Source organism: Campylobacter sp. 10_1_50 (genome assembly GCF_000238755.1).
In the GTDB taxonomy this organism is placed as follows: domain Bacteria; phylum Campylobacterota; class Campylobacteria; order Campylobacterales; family Campylobacteraceae; genus Campylobacter_A; species Campylobacter_A concisus_R.
The window spans coordinates 129432-148970 of record NZ_JH414888.1; the positions used below are offsets into that span (position 1 = coordinate 129432).

Here is a 19539-nt window from a genome sequence, read left to right on the forward strand (position 1 = left end):
GTCTAGCTCAATGAATGCAATAAGTCAAAAAGCAGAAGATGTAACAAGACAATCCGAAGAGATAAAAAATATCATCGTAATAATAAGAGATATAGCAGATCAAACAAATTTACTTGCTCTTAATGCTGCAATAGAAGCAGCAAGAGCAGGAGAACATGGTAGAGGATTTGCCGTAGTGGCTGATGAAGTTAGAAAACTAGCAGAAAGAACTCAAAAATCACTTGGTGAAATAGAGGCAAATGCAAATGTCCTAGCTCAATCAATAAATGAGATGAGTGAATCAATCAAAGAGCAAAGTGAAGGCATAAATATGATAAATCAATCAGTTGCTCAAATAGATAATCTAACAAAAGAAAACGTGGTAATTGCAAACCAAGCTAACGAAGTAACATCAGAAGTAGATGAGATGGCTAAAGCTATAGTTGAAGAGGTTAGGAAGAAGAGGTTTTAAATTTCTTAATAAACAAACTTAAATTTGTTTAATACAGATTACTTCATTAATATTCATAAATCCCAACCTGGTTTAAGCTGGGTTGGAATTTTTTAATCTTTTTAATTCTAGACTTTAAATTTAATATTCAAGAACTATCTATAAATTTCAAATTTAGCACTCAAGAATTATCTATCAAATTTTAAAATTTCTAATTACAAACTAAAAATATTTTTTATAAGAGAAACTCGAGTAAATTTTAAAATTTCATGAGCGAGTAATTTCGGCTCTAAAATTTGAGCTAAGCTGTAAGCGAAGCCAAATTTTAGTAGTTAATTCTTGCGAGTGAGGTTTAAAATTTATCAGAGTTTCTTTGACATAAACGGCATGCAATGCAAAGCACTGAAGCATACCACCTCTAGTGAGGAGATTTGGAAATTTTAAAAAGGGGAATAAGGGGGACGGCTTCGTAATTTAAGTCCCCTTGTCCCTCTTTTGAATAAAAAGAAATTTACAAATTTAATAAAGCTATCTTTACAAATTTTAAAACTTTACTCGCTCGTAAATTTTAAAATTTTCCCGAGTTTTTAACCGCACGCTATTTGTTTCAAATATTAAATTTTCACTATAATTTTTCCTGTCACAAAACATATATAATTGTGACAAACCTTGCCAAATATTAAAAACATCTTAGATATAAATTTTAGCTTCATATTTATTGCGTTTTTGGATAATTTAACTAAATAAAAGATAAATTTAGCCCATTTTATATGTTACTTTTCTACACATCATTTAATAAAATTTTTAATATATTTTTTTAAGATTAATAAAAAATAAATCTATATAATAATTTATATTTTTGATTTTAAATTTACGATTTTGCGCTCTTGGCAAGGCTCTTTTTTATAAAAAATCTTTGAAGTAATTTATAATTTAAAAATTTAAGTTTCTCAAAATTTAGCCGATGTAAATCAGGTGTAAATTAAGCTTTGCAAAGTTAATATCTATTTAACTTTGTTTTAAACTTTCAAGGAGAAAAAATGAATCGACGAGATTTCATCAAAAGTGCTGCAGCTAGTGCTGCTTGTGCTAGTGCCGGTATCGCTGTGCCAAGCTCGCTAAGTGCGGCAAACGAAGCTGAAAAAGGCTGGCGTTGGGATAAGGCTGCCTGTAGATTTTGTGGAACTGGATGTGGCATCATGGTTGCTACAAAAGAGGGCAAGATAGTAGCTGTAAAAGGCGATCCAGAAGCACCAGTAAACCGCGGTCTAAACTGTATCAAAGGCTACTTTAACGCTAAGATCATGTACGGCGAAGATAGGATCACTCATCCACTTTTACGTGTAAATGAAAAGGGCGAATTTGACAAAAAGGGTAAATTTAAGCAAGTAAGCTGGAAGCAAGCATTTGACGTGATGGAAGCTCAGTTTAGAAAGACTTATGACGAGCTTGGACCTCACGGCGTTGGCGTGCTTGGCTCTGGTCAATACACAATCCCAGAGGGCTATGCAGCAGTTAAGCTTATGAAAGGTGGCTTTAGAAGCAACAGCATCGATCCAAATGCAAGACACTGCATGGCAAGTGCAGTTCTTGGCTTTATGCAAGTTTTTGGTATTGATGAGCCATCAGGCTGCTTTGATGACATCGAGCTAACTGATACTGTCATAGCTTGGGGCGCAAATATGGCTGAGATGCACCCGATCCTTTGGGCGCGCGTGAGCGATAGAAAGCTTAGCGATCCTGATAGAGTAAAGGTTGTAAATTTAAGTACTTACTCAACTAGAACATCAAATTTAGCCGATATTGAGATCATTTTTGCTCCGTCATCTGACCTTGCTATATGGAACTACATCGCTCGTGAGATAGTTTATAACCACCCTGAGATGATCGATGAAGAATTTGTTAAAAAACACTGCGTCTTCACAGCTGGCCCAGTTGATATCGGATATGGTCTTCGCCCAGACATCCATCACAAAAAATATGCTCCAAGCGAGCTAGACACAGCTGCGACTGAGAAGTCAAAGGTTCTTAGCGAGGCTGAGGGCGTTACACTTTCTTATCTTGGTTTAAAAGCTGGCGATACGCTAGAAAATAAAAACGCTGCAAAAGCTGGCGATCACTGGCAAATAACATTTGAAGAGTTTAAAAAAGCTCTTGCACCTTACACACTTGACTTTACGGCTAAGGTAGCAAAAGGCGATCCTAACGAAGATATAAATGAATTTAAGAAAAAACTAAAAGCGCTTGCTGATCTTTACATCGAGAAAAATCGCAAAGTCGTTAGCTTCTGGACGATGGGCTTTAACCAACACCAACGTGGCACATGGGTAAATGAGCAAGCTTATATGGTGCATTTCTTGCTTGGCAAGCAAGCACTCCCAGGCTCAGGTGCCTTTTCTCTAACTGGTCAACCAAGTGCGTGCGGAACAGCAAGAGAGGTTGGAACATTCGTTCACCGCTTGCCAGCTGACATGGTTGTTGGCAATCCAAAACATAGAGAGATCACTGAAAAACTTTGGAAACTACCTGCTGGCACACTAAATGCCGTACCAGGCTCACACTACGTAAAAATGATGCGTGATCTTGAAGATGGCAAGGTTAAATTTATCTGGGTTCAAGTAAATAACCCATGGCAAAACACTGCAAACGCAAACCACTGGATCAAAGCAGCCCGCGAAATGGACAACTTCATCGTTGTAAGTGACCCTTATCCAGGAATTTCTGCAAAAGTAGCTGACCTTATCCTCCCAACTGCTATGATCTATGAAAAATGGGGCGCATACGGCAACGCCGAGAGAAGGACACAGCACTGGAGACAGCAAGTGCTCCCTGTTGGCGAAGCGATGCCTGATATCTGGCAGATGCTTGAGTTTAGTAAGCGCTTTAAGCTAAAAGACGTTTGGGGCGAGAAAAAGCTAAATGACAAAGTGACACTTCCAAGCGTGCTTGAAGCTGCAAAAGCTATGGGATATAGCGAAGAAGATACGATATTTGACGTGCTTTTTGCAAATGAAGATGCTAAGAAATTTAGCGCAAACGATCCGATCATGGAAAACTATGACAATACAGAAGTCTTTGGCGATAGCAGAAAGGTGATCGGCTCTGATGGTAAAGAATTTAAAGGATATGGATTTTTCATCCACAAATATCTTTGGGAAGAGTATAGAAAATTTGGAGTTGGTCACGGTCACGACCTAGCTGACTTTGACACTTACCACAGAGTAAGAGGTCTAAGATGGCCAGTCGTTGATGGCAAAGAGACTCAGTGGAGATTTAACACTAAATTTGACCCATACGCTAAAAAAGCTGCTCCAAATGATAAATTTGCATTCTACGGCAACAAAAACGCAGCCCTTCCAACAGGCGATCTAAAAGGTGTGAAAAATCAAGAGAAAACTCCTCTTGCAAACAAAGCAAAAATTTTCTTCCGCCCTTACATGGATCCATGCGAGATGCCAAGCAAAGATTATCCATTCTGGCTATGTACTGGCCGTGTCCTAGAGCACTGGCATACAGGCACGATGACTATGCGTGTTCCTGAGCTTTATAGAGCCGTCCCAGAGGCACTTTGTTATATGCACGAAGATGACGCTAAAAAACTTGGCGTGCTTCAAAACGAGATCGTTTGGGTCGAGTCACGCCGTGGCAAGGTAAAAGCAAGAGTAGATCTAAAAGGTAGAAATAAGCCGCCAGTAGGTCTTGTTTATGTGCCTTTCTTTGACGAAAACGTATTTATAAATAAAGTCTGCCTTGACGCTACTTGCCCGATCTCAAAAGAGACAGACTATAAAAAGTGCGCGGTTAAAATTTACAAGGCATAAAAGTGGCTGATATGGAATTTTCAAGTAGGCGTGAAGCTTTGAAATTTGGAGCTAAGGCAGCGATCTTAGCTCTTGGCGGAGGCTTTATATGGTCACTTAGTGCCAAAGCCTCACCGCTTGTACTTCTTAGACCGCCTGGTGCGAAAGCGGAGAAGCAGTTTTTAAAGAGCTGTATTAGGTGTGGGCTTTGTGTAGAGGCCTGTCCATTTGATACGCTAAAACTCGCTACTCTTGAAGATGGTATAAGTGTCGGTACGCCTTATTTTGAGCCTAGAAAAATTCCTTGTCATATGTGCGAGCATATCCCTTGCGTGCCAGCCTGTCCGACTGGTGCGCTGGATGCAAATTTAGTAAGCACAGCTGGCAAACTAGACATAAATAAAGCCAAAATGGGCGTTGCAGTGGTCGATATGAAAAACTGCGTGGCATACTGGGGCATACAGTGCGATGCTTGCTACAGATCTTGTCCGCTCATAGATAAGGCCTTGTATCTTGAGTATCGCCGCAACGAAAGGACGCAAAAGCATGCGTTTTTGCTACCAGTAGTTGATAGTGATATCTGCACAGGATGCGGCGTGTGCGAGCGAGCCTGTATCACCGAAAAAGCAGCCATTACCGTACTAAACCGCGAAGTTGTGCTTGGCAAAGTTGGCGATAACTACGTCAAAGGCTGGGTAAAAGAAGATGAAAGGCGCGTAGATGATGCCGACAGCAAGATAAAGCTCGACATCAAAAAGGCGACTGACTATCTAAATGGTGGTGAGCTATGAAATTTTTAATCTTAAGACGAATAACTCAAATTTCTATCCTAGTGCTATTTATCCTAGGAAATGTTTATGGAGTTAAGATACTTAGTGGAAATTTAAGCTCATCTTTGCTTTTTGGACAAATTCCACTAAGCGATCCATTTGCGGTGCTTCAAATTTTACTAGCAGGCTTTAGCGTAGGCATAAATGCAATAATTGGCGCGATCATCGTCTTTGCATTTTACGCACTCATCGCTCCAAGGGCGTTTTGCTCGTGGGTTTGCCCAGTGAATTTACTAACCGACATTGCTTACAAGCTAAGAGAGAAATTTGGCTTTAAGGGCGAGAAAATTTTAAATGTAAGTAAAAATTTGCGCTACTACTTGCTAGCGCTCACTCTTATCTTAAGCCTAGCTCTTTCACTGCCAGCGTTTGAGAGCATTAGCTTTATAGGTATCATCCAGCGTGGCATCATCTACGGCTCAGTTAGCGCCATTGGCATCGCCCTTGGCATAGTTGCCTTTGATATGTTCGTGCTAAAGCGTGGAATTTGCTCACACGTCTGCCCGCTTGGTGCATTTTACGCTGTGATATCAAAATTTGCTCTTATTAGAGTAAAACACGACGCAAATGCCTGCACAAAATGCATGAAGTGCAAGCTCGTCTGCCCAGAGGTGCAAGTGCTAGATATGATCGGCAAAGAGAGCCGCGTGGTTAGCTCAAGTGAGTGCATAAGCTGCGGTAGATGTATCGACGTTTGCGGCGACGGGGCGTTAAATTTTAGTATTAGAAATTTAAGGAGAGAAAAATGAAAATGAAAATAATGGCGCTTGGAGCACTATGCGCTGCCTTTTTAGCGGCATGTGCATTGAATAATCCAAGCATTAGCGATTCGCAAATCGGCCTTAGAAATGTCGATTTATTAGATGATAAAGACGTTGTTTTAAAAGACATCAACTACACAAAAGAGCCAGCCGGTATGGCAAAGAGGTTTGATAGATCTTTTGAAAATGCACCTCCGTTTATCCCACACGACACTGAGGGCTTGGTGCCTATCACAAAAGATTCAAATATGTGCGTAACCTGCCACATGCCTGAGTTTGCAAAAGATAGCGGAGCTACTCCTATCCCAGCTTCTCACTTTTATGACATCAGAAACAAAAAAGATCTTGCAGGCAAGCTTGATGATGAGAGATATAACTGCACAACTTGCCATGTCGAGCAACAAAATGGCGTAACTCAGCTTGTTGGCAATAAATTTAAGCCTGACTTTAGAGATAAAAACGGCTCACATAAGTCAAATTTACTAGACGTCTTAAATGACGGCGTTAAGTAATGCAAAGCAGGCGAGAGCTTTTTAGCAAAATTTTGGGGGCAAAACCTGCTCCCAAATTTATAAATCCACCATTTTTTAGCGGTGAATTTGACTGCGTTGGCTGTGGGGCTAGCTGCGTCAGTGCCTGTGAAAAAGAGCTTCTTAGCTTTGAAAATGAAAGAGTTGTTTTTAAAGTTAAAAAGCTAGGCTGCGACTTTTGTGAGGAGTGTGCGAAGGCTTGCCAAAGTAGCGGGCGAGCGACGCTAAATTTGAACTCGCCAAAGAGCATAAATGCAAAGGTTAGCATAAATGTAGCTAGCTGCCTAGCGTGGAATGACACGATATGTTACAACTGCCTTGATGCTTGTAAATTTAAAGCGGTTGAGTTTCTTGGTGTTTTTCGCCCTATAATCAATCAAAATTGCGTGAGCTGCGGCGAGTGCTTTGATGTTTGTTTTAAAAATTCGCTTGAGATGGAGGCTTTATGAGAGTTTTATTTTTTCTTTTTTGCTTGTTAAATTTTATCTTTGCAAATGAGATCACAACGCCTATTAAAGAGATAGAAGCTAGTGCAAATGTGCTTAATACTACGCTGATAAATGGCAAACTTTTTATCGCAACTGATGGTGGCACGGTTGAAATTTACGATCCAAAAGAGTCTAAATTTGACGAGATTATTAAAATGGATGATATAAAAACATATGTGAGCGATCATGAGAGGCCAAAAATTTTAAATGTCGATGAGCTAAATGGCAAGATACTCATCCTAAGCGAGGGCGACTACGCTACAAAGGTGCTTTATATAAGAGAAAATGGGCAGATGAAAAGCATAAATTTAACAAATCAAGCGATAAAAAAAGCTCTATTTTTAGATGATGAGCACATCGCACTTGCCTCAATCAGCAATGAAATTTACTTTTTAAACCTAAAAAGTGGCGAAATTTATGATAGTTTTAAGATATCAATCGCAATGCTCTCAGACATGGAGATAAGCGAGGATAGAGGCACGCTAGTGATCGCTTGCGAGAGTGGTAAGGTCTATTTTTACAACGTTCGCACTAAAAAAATGGATAGAATTTTAGATATCCACACTGATAATATCTACGACATCGCCTATAAAAATGGCGTCATGATAAGTGGAGGCACCGATAGGATCGTTGGCATCTTCTCAGCTGGAACGCTAAAAAAGATAAACACTGGCTTTTTGGTTTATGGCGTGGGGCTTAGTAGTGACGGCAAGATCGCAGCGTATATGAGCGATGAGATGAGCGATGTAAATTTAGTTGATAGTGCTAGCCTGGAAAATATCGCGATGCTAAAAACTGGGCAAAGCACGATAAATAGCATAGTTTTTATAAGCGACAACGAGGTCGTAACCTCTGCTTATGAGAAGAAAATTTTATTTTGGAGAGTTAGATGAATATTTCAAGCCTGATAGTCTATACGGATAATAAAAATGAGAGCGTCAAAAGCGAGATAAGCAAGCTAAAAGAGTGCGAGATCATCACTGACGCGGATGATAGGATAGTTGTGGTCGTTAGTTCAAAGAGCATTGAAGATGAGATCAGAGTTTTTAAGATGATAGAGGGCATTAGCGGTGTGGTGAGCGTTGCGATGGTTTATAGCTATCAAGAAGACGCTCAGGAGAATAGAGAGAGGCTTGAAGCAAACGGCAAGATAAGTGAAATTTTAACAAGCGATGACCTAAAAGCCGAAGATATCGCATATGGCGGTAGCGTGCATTATAAGGTGAGATGAAATTTAACTCCCTTTTGGTTTGAAATTTAATCAATATGTTGATAGGTTTTGCAAATTTTAAAATTCCACTCACTCGCCTTAGCAATTTACTAAAAATTATTTTAACAAAGCCTAATTATTAAATTTATAATCGCAATATTTTCTTTTATAAAAATTTAAAATGGTCTGATCAAAAATCTATAAAAGAAAGGTAAAGAGGCTCAAATTTTATTTAATAAAATCGCGATTGTAAGTAAAATAATAATTTTATCAAAGTAGTTTTAAAACTTTTACTCTGCTATAAATAAAAATATTTACTTATTTTATCACTTTAAAACCCATAATGGTTCAAATATATCATGCGGTTAAAACTCTTTATGGAGTGAAATATCATAAAACATAAAAAATAAATTTAAAATAATACAAATTATATATCTATAACTTTCTCTTATCTTTAAACCGAAAAAAGATATGCTAAACATAATTCAAAAATTTAAATAAAGAAATAAAATTTCTTACTTTATTTAAAGAACAATTTTTAATATAATATTAAAACTATACAATAAAATTTAGATAAAAAATCTTTTAAAGCTAATAATAAAAATTCACTCAAGGCTTAATCGAACCGCACGAAATATACGCCATATATAAAAATAACTATTCGCTAGTAATAGAAAAACTTGACAATAATTAAATTATTAAAGAATAAATATATTGAAAAATAAATGCTTTTTTATCAAATAAAGATCACCACCATTAAATAATAATATCTTTAAGCAATTTTTCAAACTGCACACCATATTTTGTGCGGTTATTATCTTGTAGCGTGATCTTGATGCTCTCAAGCACAAAATTTGCTGCCTTTTTGATAGCATTTTGCATGCTTTCGCCATTTATAAGCGAGCCAAAAAGCACTGAAGCGAAGATATCTCCGGTGCCACTTGCGTGAAAGGGCAAATACTCGTGAAAATACTCCACTTTTTCTTTCGTCTTTGCGTCATATGCTATGATGCCACACTCATTTTGCCTATACCTAATGCCCTTTAAAACGATCTTTTGCGCGCCAAAACTAGCCAAGCCCTCAAGTAGCTCTAAAATGTAATCCTCGCCGTATCCCTCGCTTAAAAATGACTTTTCACACATAAAACTTGCCTCAGTTATGTTTGGCGTGATGACGTGTGCCTTTGTGCAAAGCTCTCTCATCTTTGCGACAAATTTCTCATCAAAGCCGTGATAGAGATTGCCATTATCACCCATGCAAGGATCCACAAGCCTTAGCAAAGAGCCACTATCAAACTCAGCAAAGACCTTCTCTATAAGCTCAAGCTGTCTAAAACTACCTAAAAATCCAGTGTAAATTCCATCAAAGCTGATGCCCTCTTTGTGCCAAACCTGCGTTATAGCGTCAAATTCATCAGTTAGATCACGAAAAGTGAAATTTTTAAAGCCAGTGTGAGTTGAGAGCAGTGCCGTTGGCAAGATGCACGCCTCGATGCCTTGGGCGCTGATTATGGGAAGTGCGACTGTGAGCGAGCATTTGCCCACGCACGAGATGTCTTGTATAGTTAAAATTCGTTTCATCTATCATCTCAATTTATAAAATTTAACGCCAGCAACGTCAGTTTGATAAACCGCACCGTCTTGCAAAAGGCTGTTTAAAATTTGCTTTGAGTGCTCTGAGAAATTTTCTTCGACATTTGCCGTAGTTTGCGGACGGCGCTCTAGCATGGCTAAAATTTCACTCTTGCTAAATTCATACTTTTGCTCTACCTTGTGAGCCCTAGCTATGGTGACTGGCACGCCTTTTATCTTGCTTGCAAGCTCTTCAAGCCTACTAGCATCAACGCCTTTTACGTTGTAAGCTGGCGGGCGATCTATCGTACCCACATCCACTCGGTGCGGAGCTATCTCATTTATAGCCTCATTAAGCGCTATAAATTCCTCTTCTTTGTCGTTAAATCCAGCCACTACCAAAATTTCAAGCACAAGCTCGCCCTTAAAATCCTTGCGAAATTTAGCCATCGCTTTTACAAGCTCTCCAACTTCTATGCCACTTTTGTTGCGGTCTATCTTTTTAAATGTGCTTTGCACGGCGCTATCTAGGCTAAATTTAACTATATCAAGCCCTTGCAAGGCTTCACAAATTTTTTGGTCCCTCACGCCTGAGCCGTTGCTTAAGATGAGAGTTTTTGCCATGCCTTTTAGCTCATTTACCTTTATGGTCAGCTCTTTTAAGTGCGGATAAAGAGTTGGCTCGCCATTTGCTGTAAGCGTGATGACATCGATGTTTTGATGAACTTTTAAAGCTTCTTTTAAAGCGCTTATGATCTCATCAACACTTGGTGGATTTTCTATCTCTTCAACCGGCTTTGCGCCCTTTAACTCGCAATAAATACAGTCAAAATTGCATGATTTTTGCTTTGGACTTAGATCGATGCCAAGGCTCATGCCAAAACGGCGCGAATTTATCGGCCCAAAGACTGGAGTGCTATCTTGCACTTTTTCTTTGAACCTCTTTTATAAAATATTTTGCGTTTTCAACTGGCACATCAGGCAAGATCCCATGACCAAGGTTGAAAATATGCGGTGCGCCTTTCATCGTGCTTAAAATTTTATCCACGCCCTCATCGATCGCCTTTTTGCTATAAAGCCTTGTTGGCTCCATGTTGCCTTGAAGGACGTATCTTGGGCTAAGTTTTTCTTTTGCTAGCTCGATTGGCGTGCTCCAATCAACTCCAAAAACGTCAAATTTACCTGAAATTTTATCCAGATAGCCGCTTATGCCTTTTGGGAAAACGATGATCGGGATCTCTGGAAATTCAGCCTTGACGCTATCAACTATCTTATTTATATAGCTAAATCCAAACTCAAAATAAGCCTCCTCTTCAAGCGCAGCCGCCCAGCTGTCAAAAATTTGCACTGCATTTACGCCAGCTTTTATCTGCTCTTTGACGTAAAGGATGAGCGCTTGCGTCACTTTTTCTAAAATTTGATGTAAAAATTCTGGATTTTGGTAGAGCATCTTTTTGCAGACCGCATAGTTTTTGCTGCCGCCACCCTCTATCATATATGTAGCTATCGTCCATGGCGCACCACAAAAGCCAATGAGCGCCTTATCTTTAGCCAAATTTTCTCTTGTAAGCTTGATCGTGTCATAGACGTATGCTAAGCTTTTAACCGATCTTTCGATACTAAGCGCATCAAGTGCGGCCTCATCACGCAAAGGCTTTGTAAAAACTGGTCCCTCGCCCTTTTCAAAGCGCAGATCCATGCCCATTTCAAGAGGCACGACAAGGATATCGCTAAACAAAATCGCCGCATCAACGCCTAGGATTTCAACTGGCTGAAGCGTGACTTCGCTAGCCTTTTTATAGTCTTTACAAAGCGATAAAAAGTCCCCTGCTTTAGCTCTTACAGCCATATATTCTGGTAGATATCTACCAGCTTGGCGCATCATCCAAACAGGCGTGTATGGGGTCGGTTTTTTAAGGCAAGCGTCTATGAAAATCATCAAATTTCCTTTAAATTTTTAAATAGATATTATCCAAAAATAGCTAAAGAAAAGATGTAGAAGAAATTTTAAGCGTAAAAACGCTTAAAATTTTAGTGATCTCCCTTGTGAAGGAAGTAAAGTCCAAGACAAAGTGCGAGGATAGAAGCCGCAAGATAGGCCATCTCAAGCGGAGTTGTGAAGTTTGCGTGAAGCACCCTTTGGAAGAAATTTACGATTAAAACCATGACGATCACTTTGCCAAGCTTGTCTTTTAACTCATCAAGTGAATGCACTTCAAGCACCTTGCTCTGCTTTGACTGTTTTAGCTGTGTGATCTCTGAGATGAAAAGCTCGTAAATTCCGAAGCTAAATATATAAAGAACAAGTGCCATCAAGTATAGATCGATCGCTCCAACTATCTCGCCAACGACTTCTGAGTGAAAATTTTCAACGTGAAAATCTGTGGCAAAAAAATATTTATAAACCTCTAAAAGTACCTTGCCGACGTCATAACTTGCGATGATAAAAAGTACGATCGCACCTAAAAGTCCAAAAACTACCGGAAAAAGTGTAAAGCTGTTGCTTGCAAGCAAAATTCTCTCGAATATTTTACGCAATAAAAACCCTTTTTGTGAAATTTAAAAAGGGGGTATTTTATAGTTTTTTCCTTAAAATTTAGGTGCAAAATCGCAATTAATTTTAATGCAAACTACTCCTGCATCGCTATCCATTTTTGTGCGATCCTGACGGCATTTGTCGCAGCTCCAACGCGGATCTGATCGGCACTACACCAAAGATGAAGCACATTTGATCTAAAGTTATCAACCCTGATCCTGCCAACGTAAGTCTCGTTTGTATCGCTTGAGATAGTAGGCATCGGATACTCTTTTTTAGCTGGATTATCGACTACGACGACACTTGGAGCTTTGCTTAAAACCTCTCTTGCCGCATCTGCGCTCACGTCTTTGTCAAAATGGATAGTAATCGCCTCAGAGTGGCTTCTAAGCACTGGCACACGCACACATGTCGCGCTCACTTCGATATCTTTGTGAAGAATTTTTTGCGTCTCATTGACCATTTTCATCTCTTCTTTTGTATAGTCATTATCCAAAAAGACGTCGATGTGTGGGATCACATTTAGCGCTAGGCGGTGCGCAAAGACCTTTGGCTCGCACTCATCAAGCTTAAATTCAAAAAACTTTTGCATCTGGACGACAAGCTCTTCCATACCCTCTTTGCCAGCACCGCTTGCTGCTTGATAAGTAGATACATCGACTCTATTGATACTAAAAGCGTCGTTTAATGGTTTTAAAATTTGTACCATTTGGATAGTCGAGCAGTTTGGATTTGCGATGATACCGCGGTTTTTCCACATGGCGATATCACTTGGGTTACACTCAGGCACGACTAGCGGGATATCTTTATCCATCCTAAAATGGCTAGTGTTATCGATAACTACTGCGCCGCTGTCGGCTGCAAATTTGGCAAATTTCTCTGAAACTGAGCCGCCTGCACTAAAAAATGCGATATCGATCTCGTGCTCGCTAAAAACTTTCTCGGTTAGCTCTTTTACTTTGTAATGTTTGCCCTTAAATTCGATCTCCATGCCAACGCTCTTTGCGCTTGCAAGTGGCAAAAGCTCACCAACTGGGAAATCAACCTCTTCCATAACTCTAAAAAGCTCTTCGCCGACCGCTCCTGTCGCACCAACGACCGCTACGTTAAATTTTCTCATCTGCTCTCCTTTACCCTCTTAAATTTCATAATCCTGCGTAATTTTACTAGCCAAAAACTTAAATTTATTATTATTTCTTACTTCTTGCTTGTAAAAATAGATCTTTTGGTAAAATTTCATCGCCCTCGCTTAGTATCACCGCACGCTGCACGACCGAGATGAGCTCTCTTATGTTGCCTGGATAGTCGTAGCCTAAAAGCTCCTCTTTGGCTGCTTTTGAGAAATTTTTAGCCTCAAAGCCATACTCTTTGCAGCATTTGTCCAAAGCATCCTGCGCGATAGGCAAAATTTCATCCTTTCGCTCGCGAAGTGGCGGGATAAAAAGCGGGATCGTGTTTAGGCGGTAGAAAAGATCCTCTCTAAACCTGCCCTCTTTCATCGCAAGCTCTAAATTTGCATTTGTAGCGCAGATGATGCGAACGTCTATCTTTTCGCTCTTTGTAGCGCCAAGTCTTGTTATCTCGCGCTCCTGCAAAGCACGAAGCAATTTTGGCTGTAAATTTATAGGCATCTCGCCGATCTCGTCTAAAAATAGCGTTCCGCCATTTGCCAGCTCAAACTGCCCTTTTTTGGTAGTCGCAGCGTCAGTAAATGCGCCCTTTTCAAAGCCAAAAAGCTCACTTTCTATCAAATTTTCAGGGATAGCAGCCATATTTAAAGCGATAAATGCAGCGTCTTTTCTTGGTGAGTTTGCGTGGATAAATTTAGCAAAGACCTCCTTGCCAACGCCGCTTTCGCCACTAAGCATGACTGAAGCGTCAGTTCTTGCGGCTTTTAGCGCGATATTTAGCGTCGCTTCTAGTGCTTTTGAAGTGGCCAAAAAGCCGTTATTTTCGCTTTTAGTTTCAACTTTTTTTATGTTTTTTGGAGTCTTTTGCTTTAGCGCCTCTACCCTTTTTATCGCTTCATATAGCGTCGAGACGTCAAATGGCTTTGTTAAAAAGTCTTTCACGCCAAGTCTAACGCTCTCAATCGCCTTGTTAAGTGTGGCGTTTCCAGTCATTATGATGACGTCAAATTTGCCGTTTAGCTCTTTAATGAACTCAAGTCCGTCCATCTTTGGCATGTTTATGTCGGTGATGATTAGATCAGTGTCGTCGCTCATCTTTTTTAGAGCCTCAACTGCGCTCTTATAGCTCTTGATCTTTAGCTCGTCGTACTCGCCAAGTGCGATCTCAAGCGACTTTCGCATATTGATGTCATCTTCTACTATGACGATATTCATTTGATCTCTTTTTTATTGAAGTGTGCCGATGATAGCGGATTTTGGCTTAAATTCCACTATAAATCTAACTGGCAAAATTTTCAAATTTGAAGCATTTGTGACCTGTGCATTTTTGACATTTAGCTCATTTTTTATCATCACTTTTTTTAAAGCAAAGCAGTCAAAAATTTCATCTTTGTGTAAATTTAAAAAGCCAAGAGCTGTGGTGTTTTCATCTTTAAAAGCGTCTATCTGACAAAGAAATTTTGGTTTTGGATTTGGCGAGAGAGTCATCGCCTTTGAAAATGAAATTTCTTCAAAGGCAACTATTTGATTTTTCGTATCGACCTTCGCCCAGAAGATAAACTCCTCCAAGCAAAAGGCGAAATTTAAAAGTATCGTTAGTAAGAAAAGACTTCTCGCCACTTATCTTCGTCTATCTTAAGCTCCATATTTACCTTATAAAGCCCGTCTTTGAAATTTTCATTCACGATCCTTGCGTTTTTAACAAGACCTTGAACCTTTGAAGTGATAGATGAGTCGTTTAGCATCGCGTCTCTTACGGTGTCTTCAGCGTTGATCTTTACGCCATAAAGCTTGCCTGCAAGCTGCGAATAAGCATCAGCCATCGCCGCTCTTTTTGCAAGAGTGACTGACTGAGCGTATGAGAGCGAATTTAGCGGAGCTATGCCCTCGCCTGTGGCTCTAAAAGTGGTCTCTCTTGGAGCGCTATCATATATCATCTTCTCTTTTTTCATCACCTCTCTAAGATCGTCTTTATCGACCTTTTGGATGACTACGTTGCGGTTTGATGTGCTAGTTGGCTCGCCCATAAAGCCGTTAAATGAGCAGCCGCCAAAAATAGCGATCATCAAAGCAAAAGATAAAATTTTAACCTTCATAAACAACCTTTTTTATGCTTTTATTTAAAATTTAATAGCAAATTTTATTCCAAAAGCCCCATATCTTCGCTTGGTGCTTCTTCCTCATCTTCGCCATCATCTGCCTTAGGGCATCTTGCGATACTTACAACATCATCGCCATCTACATTTACGACGATAACGCCGCTTGTGTTACGTCCTGCTTTGCGGATGCTTTGCATATCAACTCTTATCATCTTGCCGCTTGATGTTAGAGCCATCAGATCTTGCTCTTCATCAACCATCACAACACCCACAAGATCACCTGTTCTGCTTGTTAGCTTCATGCAGATGACGCCTTTGCCACCGCGATTTGTCAAGCGGTACTCATCAGCGGTTGTGCGCTTGCCGATACCTTTTTGAGATATGCTTAAAATTTCTTGGTCATTGCTTTCGATGACTGCAGCACCTACGACCTCGTCTCCTGGCTCTTTAAATTTGATACCAGTTACGCCGCGTGCAGTTCTACCCATTTGGCGAACCTTGCTGATCTTAAATTTAAGACACATGCCCTTTTTGGTAACGACAAACAGCATTGTCTCATCGCTTGAGTTTGCGTCCTCTTCGGCATTTGCACTATCTTCGTCGATCTCATTTTGAAGCTCTTCAACTTCAAGCACCTCTGTCTCTATGCTTAGCTCATTTTCAGGGTCGGTTACTGGCATATCATCGTATGTTTGAGCGATGAGTGCAGTTACTAGCTCGTCGTTCTCATCAAGGCTTATAGCTCTTACGCCAACTGAGCGGATGTTTTTAAACTCACTTAAATTTGTGCGTTTTACGATGCCGTTTTTAGTGAAGAACGCTAGCGATTTACTCTCGTCAAAGTCAGTCGTTGGGATGATCGCTTTGATCTTCTCATCAGGCTGCAACTGGATCAAATTTACAACTGCTTTGCCCTTTGCTGTGCGGCTTCCCTCTGGGATCTTATAGACTTTTAGCCAATAAAGCTGTCCGCGGTCAGTCACAAACATAAGCGTGTCGTGAGTATTTGAAGTAAAGAAGCTCTCTATAAAGTCATCATCGTATGTAGTGACCGCTACTTTGCCCTTGCCACCACGTTTTTGCTTCTCGTACTGCTTGCTTGGCACACGTTTGATGTAGCCGCGGTGAGTTATGGTTACGACCATATTTTCATTTGGTATAAGATCTTCAATGTCGATATCATCGTAGTCATCAACGATCTCAGTCACTCTTGGTACTTTAAATTTATTTTTGATCTCAAGAAGCTCTTCTTTGATCAAATTTTCAAGCAATGTCTCGCTCTTTAAAATTTCATCAAGTCTTGCGATCTCAGCCATAAGCTCAGCTAGCTCGGCCTCTAGTTTTTCTCTCTCTAGGCCTGTAAGCTTGCTTAGACGCATATCAAGGATAGCGTTTGCTTGAAGCTCTGAGAGGTTAAATTTACTCATCAAGCCTTCTCTAGCAACGGCTGTATCAGCACTATTTCTAATAAGCTCGATCACCTCGTCGATGTTATCAAGTGCGATCTTTAGACCCTCTAAGATGTGGGCTCTTGCGCGCGCTTTTTCAAGCTCAAATATCGTCCTTCTAATGATAACGGTTTTTCTGTGATTTAAAAATAGCTTAAGTAGCTCGATAAGGTTAAATACCTTTGGCTCTTTGTTATTAATAGCAAGCATAATAACGCCAAAAGTGCTCTCCATCGTGGTTGATTTAAAAAGGTTATTTAGCACGATGTCACTCATAGCGTCGCGTTTTAGCTCGATAACTACGCGGATGCCGTCTTTATCAGACTCATCTCTAACCTCGCTAATGCCATCTATCTGCTTATCTTTTACAAGCTCAGCGATCTGCTCGATGAGCCTTGCTTTGTTTGTTTGATAAGGTAGCTCGTCGATAACGATGACGTCTTTGTTTGGCTTTTTTTCTATGTGAGTTTTAGCTCTTAGTTTGACCCTGCCACGACCTGTGCGGTAGGCCTCTACGATCCCTTTTTTACCAAAGATGATACCGCCAGTTGGGAAGTCTGGACCTTTTATAAATTCCATCACCTCTTCAAGTGTCGCCTCTTTGTTTTCAAGAAGTAGTAAAAGACCATCTATTAGCTCGTCAAGGCTGTGTGGTGGGATATTTGTCGCCATACCAACCGCAATACCGCTTGAGCCGTTTAATAATAAATTTGGCACACGGCTAGGCAAAACATCTGGCTCAACCTCTCTATCGTCGTAGTTTGGTACAAAATCAACCGTATCTTTGTCGATATCTTTTAAAAGCTCTTCAGTAAGCATGGTCATTCTAGCTTCGGTATAACGCATCGCAGCTGCGCTGTCACCATCAATCGAGCCAAAGTTTCCTTGTCCATCAACGACTGGATAACGCATAGAAAATTTCTGAGCCATACGAACAAGTGCGTCATAAACCGCTATGTCGCCGTGTGGGTGATACTTACCGATGACTTCACCGACGATACGAGCTGACTTCATATAGGCACTTCTGCTGCCAACGCCGAGGTTATCCATAGCGTATAAAATTCTTCTATGAACTGGCTTTAGTCCGTCTCTGGCGTCAGGCAAAGCACGTCCGACGATGACGCTCATAGAGTAGTCAAGATAGCTATTTTTTATAGAATCTTCGATATCAACTGAAGCGATATCTTGAGTTAATTCAAGTAGATTGTCTTTCATTTTTATCCTTAAATTTAGCTTGAGGGATTTTAGCTAAAAATTGATAAAAACTTGCTAAGGGCAAAGCGACCTGGGTTAAATTTAACCCTTAAGCACGCTCGTAATATGTAGCTCCGTTTGAAAAACGCTTTGTGTAAAGCGGGGTGTATGGCACAAGATCAGCGTGTCCTGCGTAGAGCCTGCCCTCTGGTTTAAGTAGCTTGTGCAGCCTTTCGACACACTTTAGTCTAAATTCATCGTCAAAATATATCATCATATTTCTTGAAAGGACGATATCAAATTTTCCAAGATTAAATATCGCATCATCAAAAACATTTAAAATTTTAAACTCACACCTTGGTAAAATTTCTTTTTTTATCTGGAATTTGTCATCAATTTTTGTAAAAAATCTCTCTTTTTGAAAATCGCTTAGTCTATTTAGACTTCTTTCACTAAAAATACCTTTTTGACAGCTCGTTATAGCTTCTGAGTTTATATCGATGCCAACGATTGAAATTTCATTTTGCTTAAAACCTAGCTCATAGGCCAGCATAGCTAGTGAATATGGCTCATCACCAGTTGAACATGGCGCACATAAAATTCTAGCCTCTCCAAGATCTTTAGCATAGTAAATAACATCTTTAAGCTGTGTCAGCTCTCTGTAAAAATATGTCTCATTTACAGTTACTAGATTTAAGATATCTTGGCGCAAATTTGAGTCATATCTTATCATCGAAACTAGATCTTTAAAGCTCTTTATCTGGCGGTTTTTAGCAAAAATGCTAATTCTTTGAAGTGTAATATCTCTCTTTGGCTCTAGATCGACCCCACAAAGTGTCTTTATAGTACTCATAAATTCGTTAAATCCATCCATGTCGCTTGGTGCTTTTACTTCCAAAGCTTCACTTCCCTTTGTATCTTTGTTAAAAAGCATTTAAAAAATCCTCCAATTCTTTTCTTATCATTATTAGATTTAACGATTTTAAATTTTGATTTAGTTCTTTAGCACGCTTTGGCATACCATAAACTATCGCACTCTCTTCATTTTCAGCTATGCATTTTGCACCTGCTTTATAAAGTTTATCAAGTCCAGCCGCTCCATCATCGCCAATGCCAGTTAGTAAAATAGCTAGCACATTTGCGCTTTTACAAATTCCAACTCCAGAGCTAAACAAAACATCTACATTTGGTGTATATATTGTCTTTTCTTCAGGATTAGGTTTTGCACTTATTGGCAAAGTTGGCGCCACTAAGGTATTTTGTTCACATATATAGACAATATTTTCTTTCAGATTTGTTTTTTCGGTCAAAATTTCAACATTTATATTGCACTCTTTTCCTATTTGTACTGCGAAAGAATGTATAAACATCTTGTTCATATGCTGAGCTATCACAACGATAGCGCCATTTAGTTTGATGTCTTTTAATAGCTTCTTAATATGCCCAGGACCACCAGTAGATGCACCAATTAATATTAATTTTTGTGCCACAAATTACCTTTTATTTTATTT

19 protein-coding genes are annotated in these 19539 nt (G+C 39.7%); 8 read left to right on the forward strand and 11 right to left on the reverse strand.

The features are described from left to right. The 8 genes from HMPREF1019_RS04940 to HMPREF1019_RS04975 all read left to right on the forward strand — a co-directional run. On the forward strand, positions 1-451 hold a 451-nt coding region (locus HMPREF1019_RS04940), incomplete at its 5' end, for a methyl-accepting chemotaxis protein (RefSeq protein WP_009294611.1). 1019 nt (positions 452-1470) lie between these two features. After that, positions 1471-4251 (forward strand): nitrate reductase catalytic subunit NapA, encoded by a 2781-nt coding sequence (gene napA / locus HMPREF1019_RS04945; protein ID WP_009294612.1) that lies wholly within the window; start codon positions 1471-1473, stop codon positions 4249-4251. Positions 4252-4262: 11 nt separating this feature from the next. After that, positions 4263-5021: a ferredoxin-type protein NapG gene (gene napG, locus HMPREF1019_RS04950; RefSeq protein WP_034901590.1), complete on the forward strand. Its 759-nt coding sequence runs from the start codon at positions 4263-4265 to the stop codon at positions 5019-5021. Then, positions 5018-5809, forward strand: a complete 792-nt coding sequence (gene napH / locus HMPREF1019_RS04955) for a quinol dehydrogenase ferredoxin subunit NapH (protein WP_009294614.1) — start codon at positions 5018-5020, stop codon at positions 5807-5809. Before napG ends, napH begins: the two co-directional genes overlap by 4 nt. Next, complete coding sequence (locus HMPREF1019_RS04960) at positions 5806-6333, forward strand: nitrate reductase cytochrome c-type subunit (protein ID WP_002939541.1); 528 nt, start codon at positions 5806-5808, stop codon at positions 6331-6333. Before napH ends, HMPREF1019_RS04960 begins: the two co-directional genes overlap by 4 nt. Then, positions 6333-6800, forward strand: coding sequence for a 4Fe-4S ferredoxin (locus tag HMPREF1019_RS04965; protein ID WP_009294615.1), 468 nt, complete (start codon positions 6333-6335; stop codon positions 6798-6800). The genes HMPREF1019_RS04960 and HMPREF1019_RS04965 overlap by 1 nt, the downstream gene beginning before the upstream one ends. After that, on the forward strand, positions 6797-7732 hold the full coding sequence (locus tag HMPREF1019_RS04970) for a WD40 repeat domain-containing protein (protein ID WP_009294616.1): 936 nt from the start codon (positions 6797-6799) through the stop codon (positions 7730-7732). The genes HMPREF1019_RS04965 and HMPREF1019_RS04970 overlap by 4 nt, the downstream gene beginning before the upstream one ends. Further along, complete coding sequence (locus HMPREF1019_RS04975) at positions 7729-8070, forward strand: chaperone NapD (RefSeq protein ID WP_009294617.1); 342 nt, start codon at positions 7729-7731, stop codon at positions 8068-8070. The genes HMPREF1019_RS04970 and HMPREF1019_RS04975 overlap by 4 nt, the downstream gene beginning before the upstream one ends. Positions 8071-8805: 735 nt before the next feature. On the opposite strand, the gene HMPREF1019_RS04980 is transcribed toward HMPREF1019_RS04975, so the two are convergent. From HMPREF1019_RS04980 to HMPREF1019_RS05030, 11 genes are all read right to left on the reverse strand, one after another. After that, entirely contained in the window at positions 8806-9630 is an 825-nt protein-coding gene (locus HMPREF1019_RS04980; RefSeq protein ID WP_009294618.1) for a pyridoxamine kinase, read from the reverse strand. Positions 9631-9633: 3 nt separating this feature from the next. Further along, positions 9634-10548 (reverse strand): radical SAM protein, encoded by a 915-nt coding sequence (locus HMPREF1019_RS04985; RefSeq protein WP_009294619.1) that lies wholly within the window; start codon positions 10546-10548, stop codon positions 9634-9636. Then, the gene (gene hemE / locus HMPREF1019_RS04990) at positions 10538-11560 is read right to left on the reverse strand and encodes a uroporphyrinogen decarboxylase (protein WP_009294620.1); all 1023 of its coding nucleotides are present in this window, start codon (positions 11558-11560) and stop codon (positions 10538-10540) included. Before hemE ends, HMPREF1019_RS04985 begins: the two co-directional genes overlap by 11 nt. A 92-nt stretch (positions 11561-11652) precedes the next feature. Continuing rightward, positions 11653-12159 carry a YqhA family protein gene (locus tag HMPREF1019_RS04995; RefSeq protein ID WP_034901395.1) on the reverse strand — a complete coding sequence of 169 codons (507 nt, stop codon included), beginning with the start codon at positions 12157-12159 and terminating at the stop codon, positions 11653-11655. 92 nt (positions 12160-12251) lie between these two features. Next, the gene (locus tag HMPREF1019_RS05000; protein WP_009294622.1) at positions 12252-13277 is read right to left on the reverse strand and encodes an aspartate-semialdehyde dehydrogenase; all 1026 of its coding nucleotides are present in this window, start codon (positions 13275-13277) and stop codon (positions 12252-12254) included. 70 nt (positions 13278-13347) lie between these two features. Next, complete coding sequence (locus tag HMPREF1019_RS05005) at positions 13348-14502, reverse strand: sigma-54-dependent transcriptional regulator (RefSeq protein ID WP_009294623.1); 1155 nt, start codon at positions 14500-14502, stop codon at positions 13348-13350. Between the two features lie 12 nt (positions 14503-14514). After that, entirely contained in the window at positions 14515-14907 is a 393-nt protein-coding gene (locus tag HMPREF1019_RS05010) for a hypothetical protein (protein WP_050805235.1), read from the reverse strand. After that, entirely contained in the window at positions 14883-15383 is a 501-nt protein-coding gene (locus HMPREF1019_RS05015; RefSeq protein WP_002939671.1) for an LPP20 family lipoprotein, read from the reverse strand. The genes HMPREF1019_RS05010 and HMPREF1019_RS05015 overlap by 25 nt, the downstream gene beginning before the upstream one ends. Before the next feature lie 44 nt (positions 15384-15427). Next, positions 15428-18049, reverse strand: a complete 2622-nt coding sequence (gene gyrA / locus HMPREF1019_RS05020) for a DNA gyrase subunit A (RefSeq protein ID WP_009294625.1) — start codon at positions 18047-18049, stop codon at positions 15428-15430. An 88-nt stretch (positions 18050-18137) separates the two neighbouring features. Continuing rightward, positions 18138-18962: a CheR family methyltransferase gene (locus tag HMPREF1019_RS05025; protein ID WP_002939562.1), complete on the reverse strand. Its 825-nt coding sequence runs from the start codon at positions 18960-18962 to the stop codon at positions 18138-18140. Then, a complete protein-coding gene (locus tag HMPREF1019_RS05030; protein WP_009294626.1) occupies positions 18952-19518 on the reverse strand; it encodes a CheB methylesterase domain-containing protein in 567 nt (188 codons plus the stop codon). Before HMPREF1019_RS05030 ends, HMPREF1019_RS05025 begins: the two co-directional genes overlap by 11 nt. Positions 19519-19539: the final 21 nt, after the last annotated feature.

What these genes read in the sequence shown, in the direction of transcription:
- HMPREF1019_RS04960 (WP_002939541.1), top strand. Translation starts at nt 5,806, where the DNA reads ATGAAAATGAAAATAATGGCGCTTGGAGCACTATGCGCTGCCTTTTTA.
- napG (WP_034901590.1), top strand. Translation starts at nt 4,263, where the DNA reads ATGGAATTTTCAAGTAGGCGTGAAGCTTTGAAATTTGGAGCTAAGGCA.
- gyrA (WP_009294625.1), bottom strand. Translation starts at nt 18,049, where the DNA reads ATGAAAGACAATCTACTTGAATTAACTCAAGATATCGCTTCAGTTGAT.
- HMPREF1019_RS04970 (WP_009294616.1), top strand. Translation starts at nt 6,797, where the DNA reads ATGAGAGTTTTATTTTTTCTTTTTTGCTTGTTAAATTTTATCTTTGCA.
- HMPREF1019_RS05005 (WP_009294623.1), bottom strand. Translation starts at nt 14,502, where the DNA reads ATGAATATCGTCATAGTAGAAGATGACATCAATATGCGAAAGTCGCTT.
- HMPREF1019_RS05015 (WP_002939671.1), bottom strand. Translation starts at nt 15,383, where the DNA reads ATGAAGGTTAAAATTTTATCTTTTGCTTTGATGATCGCTATTTTTGGC.
- hemE (WP_009294620.1), bottom strand. Translation starts at nt 11,560, where the DNA reads ATGATTTTCATAGACGCTTGCCTTAAAAAACCGACCCCATACACGCCT.
- HMPREF1019_RS04980 (WP_009294618.1), bottom strand. Translation starts at nt 9,630, where the DNA reads ATGAAACGAATTTTAACTATACAAGACATCTCGTGCGTGGGCAAATGC.
- HMPREF1019_RS04975 (WP_009294617.1), top strand. Translation starts at nt 7,729, where the DNA reads ATGAATATTTCAAGCCTGATAGTCTATACGGATAATAAAAATGAGAGC.
- napH (WP_009294614.1), top strand. Translation starts at nt 5,018, where the DNA reads ATGAAATTTTTAATCTTAAGACGAATAACTCAAATTTCTATCCTAGTG.
- HMPREF1019_RS04965 (WP_009294615.1), top strand. Translation starts at nt 6,333, where the DNA reads ATGCAAAGCAGGCGAGAGCTTTTTAGCAAAATTTTGGGGGCAAAACCT.
- napA (WP_009294612.1), top strand. Translation starts at nt 1,471, where the DNA reads ATGAATCGACGAGATTTCATCAAAAGTGCTGCAGCTAGTGCTGCTTGT.
- HMPREF1019_RS05000 (WP_009294622.1), bottom strand. Translation starts at nt 13,277, where the DNA reads ATGAGAAAATTTAACGTAGCGGTCGTTGGTGCGACAGGAGCGGTCGGC.
- HMPREF1019_RS05025 (WP_002939562.1), bottom strand. Translation starts at nt 18,962, where the DNA reads ATGCTTTTTAACAAAGATACAAAGGGAAGTGAAGCTTTGGAAGTAAAA.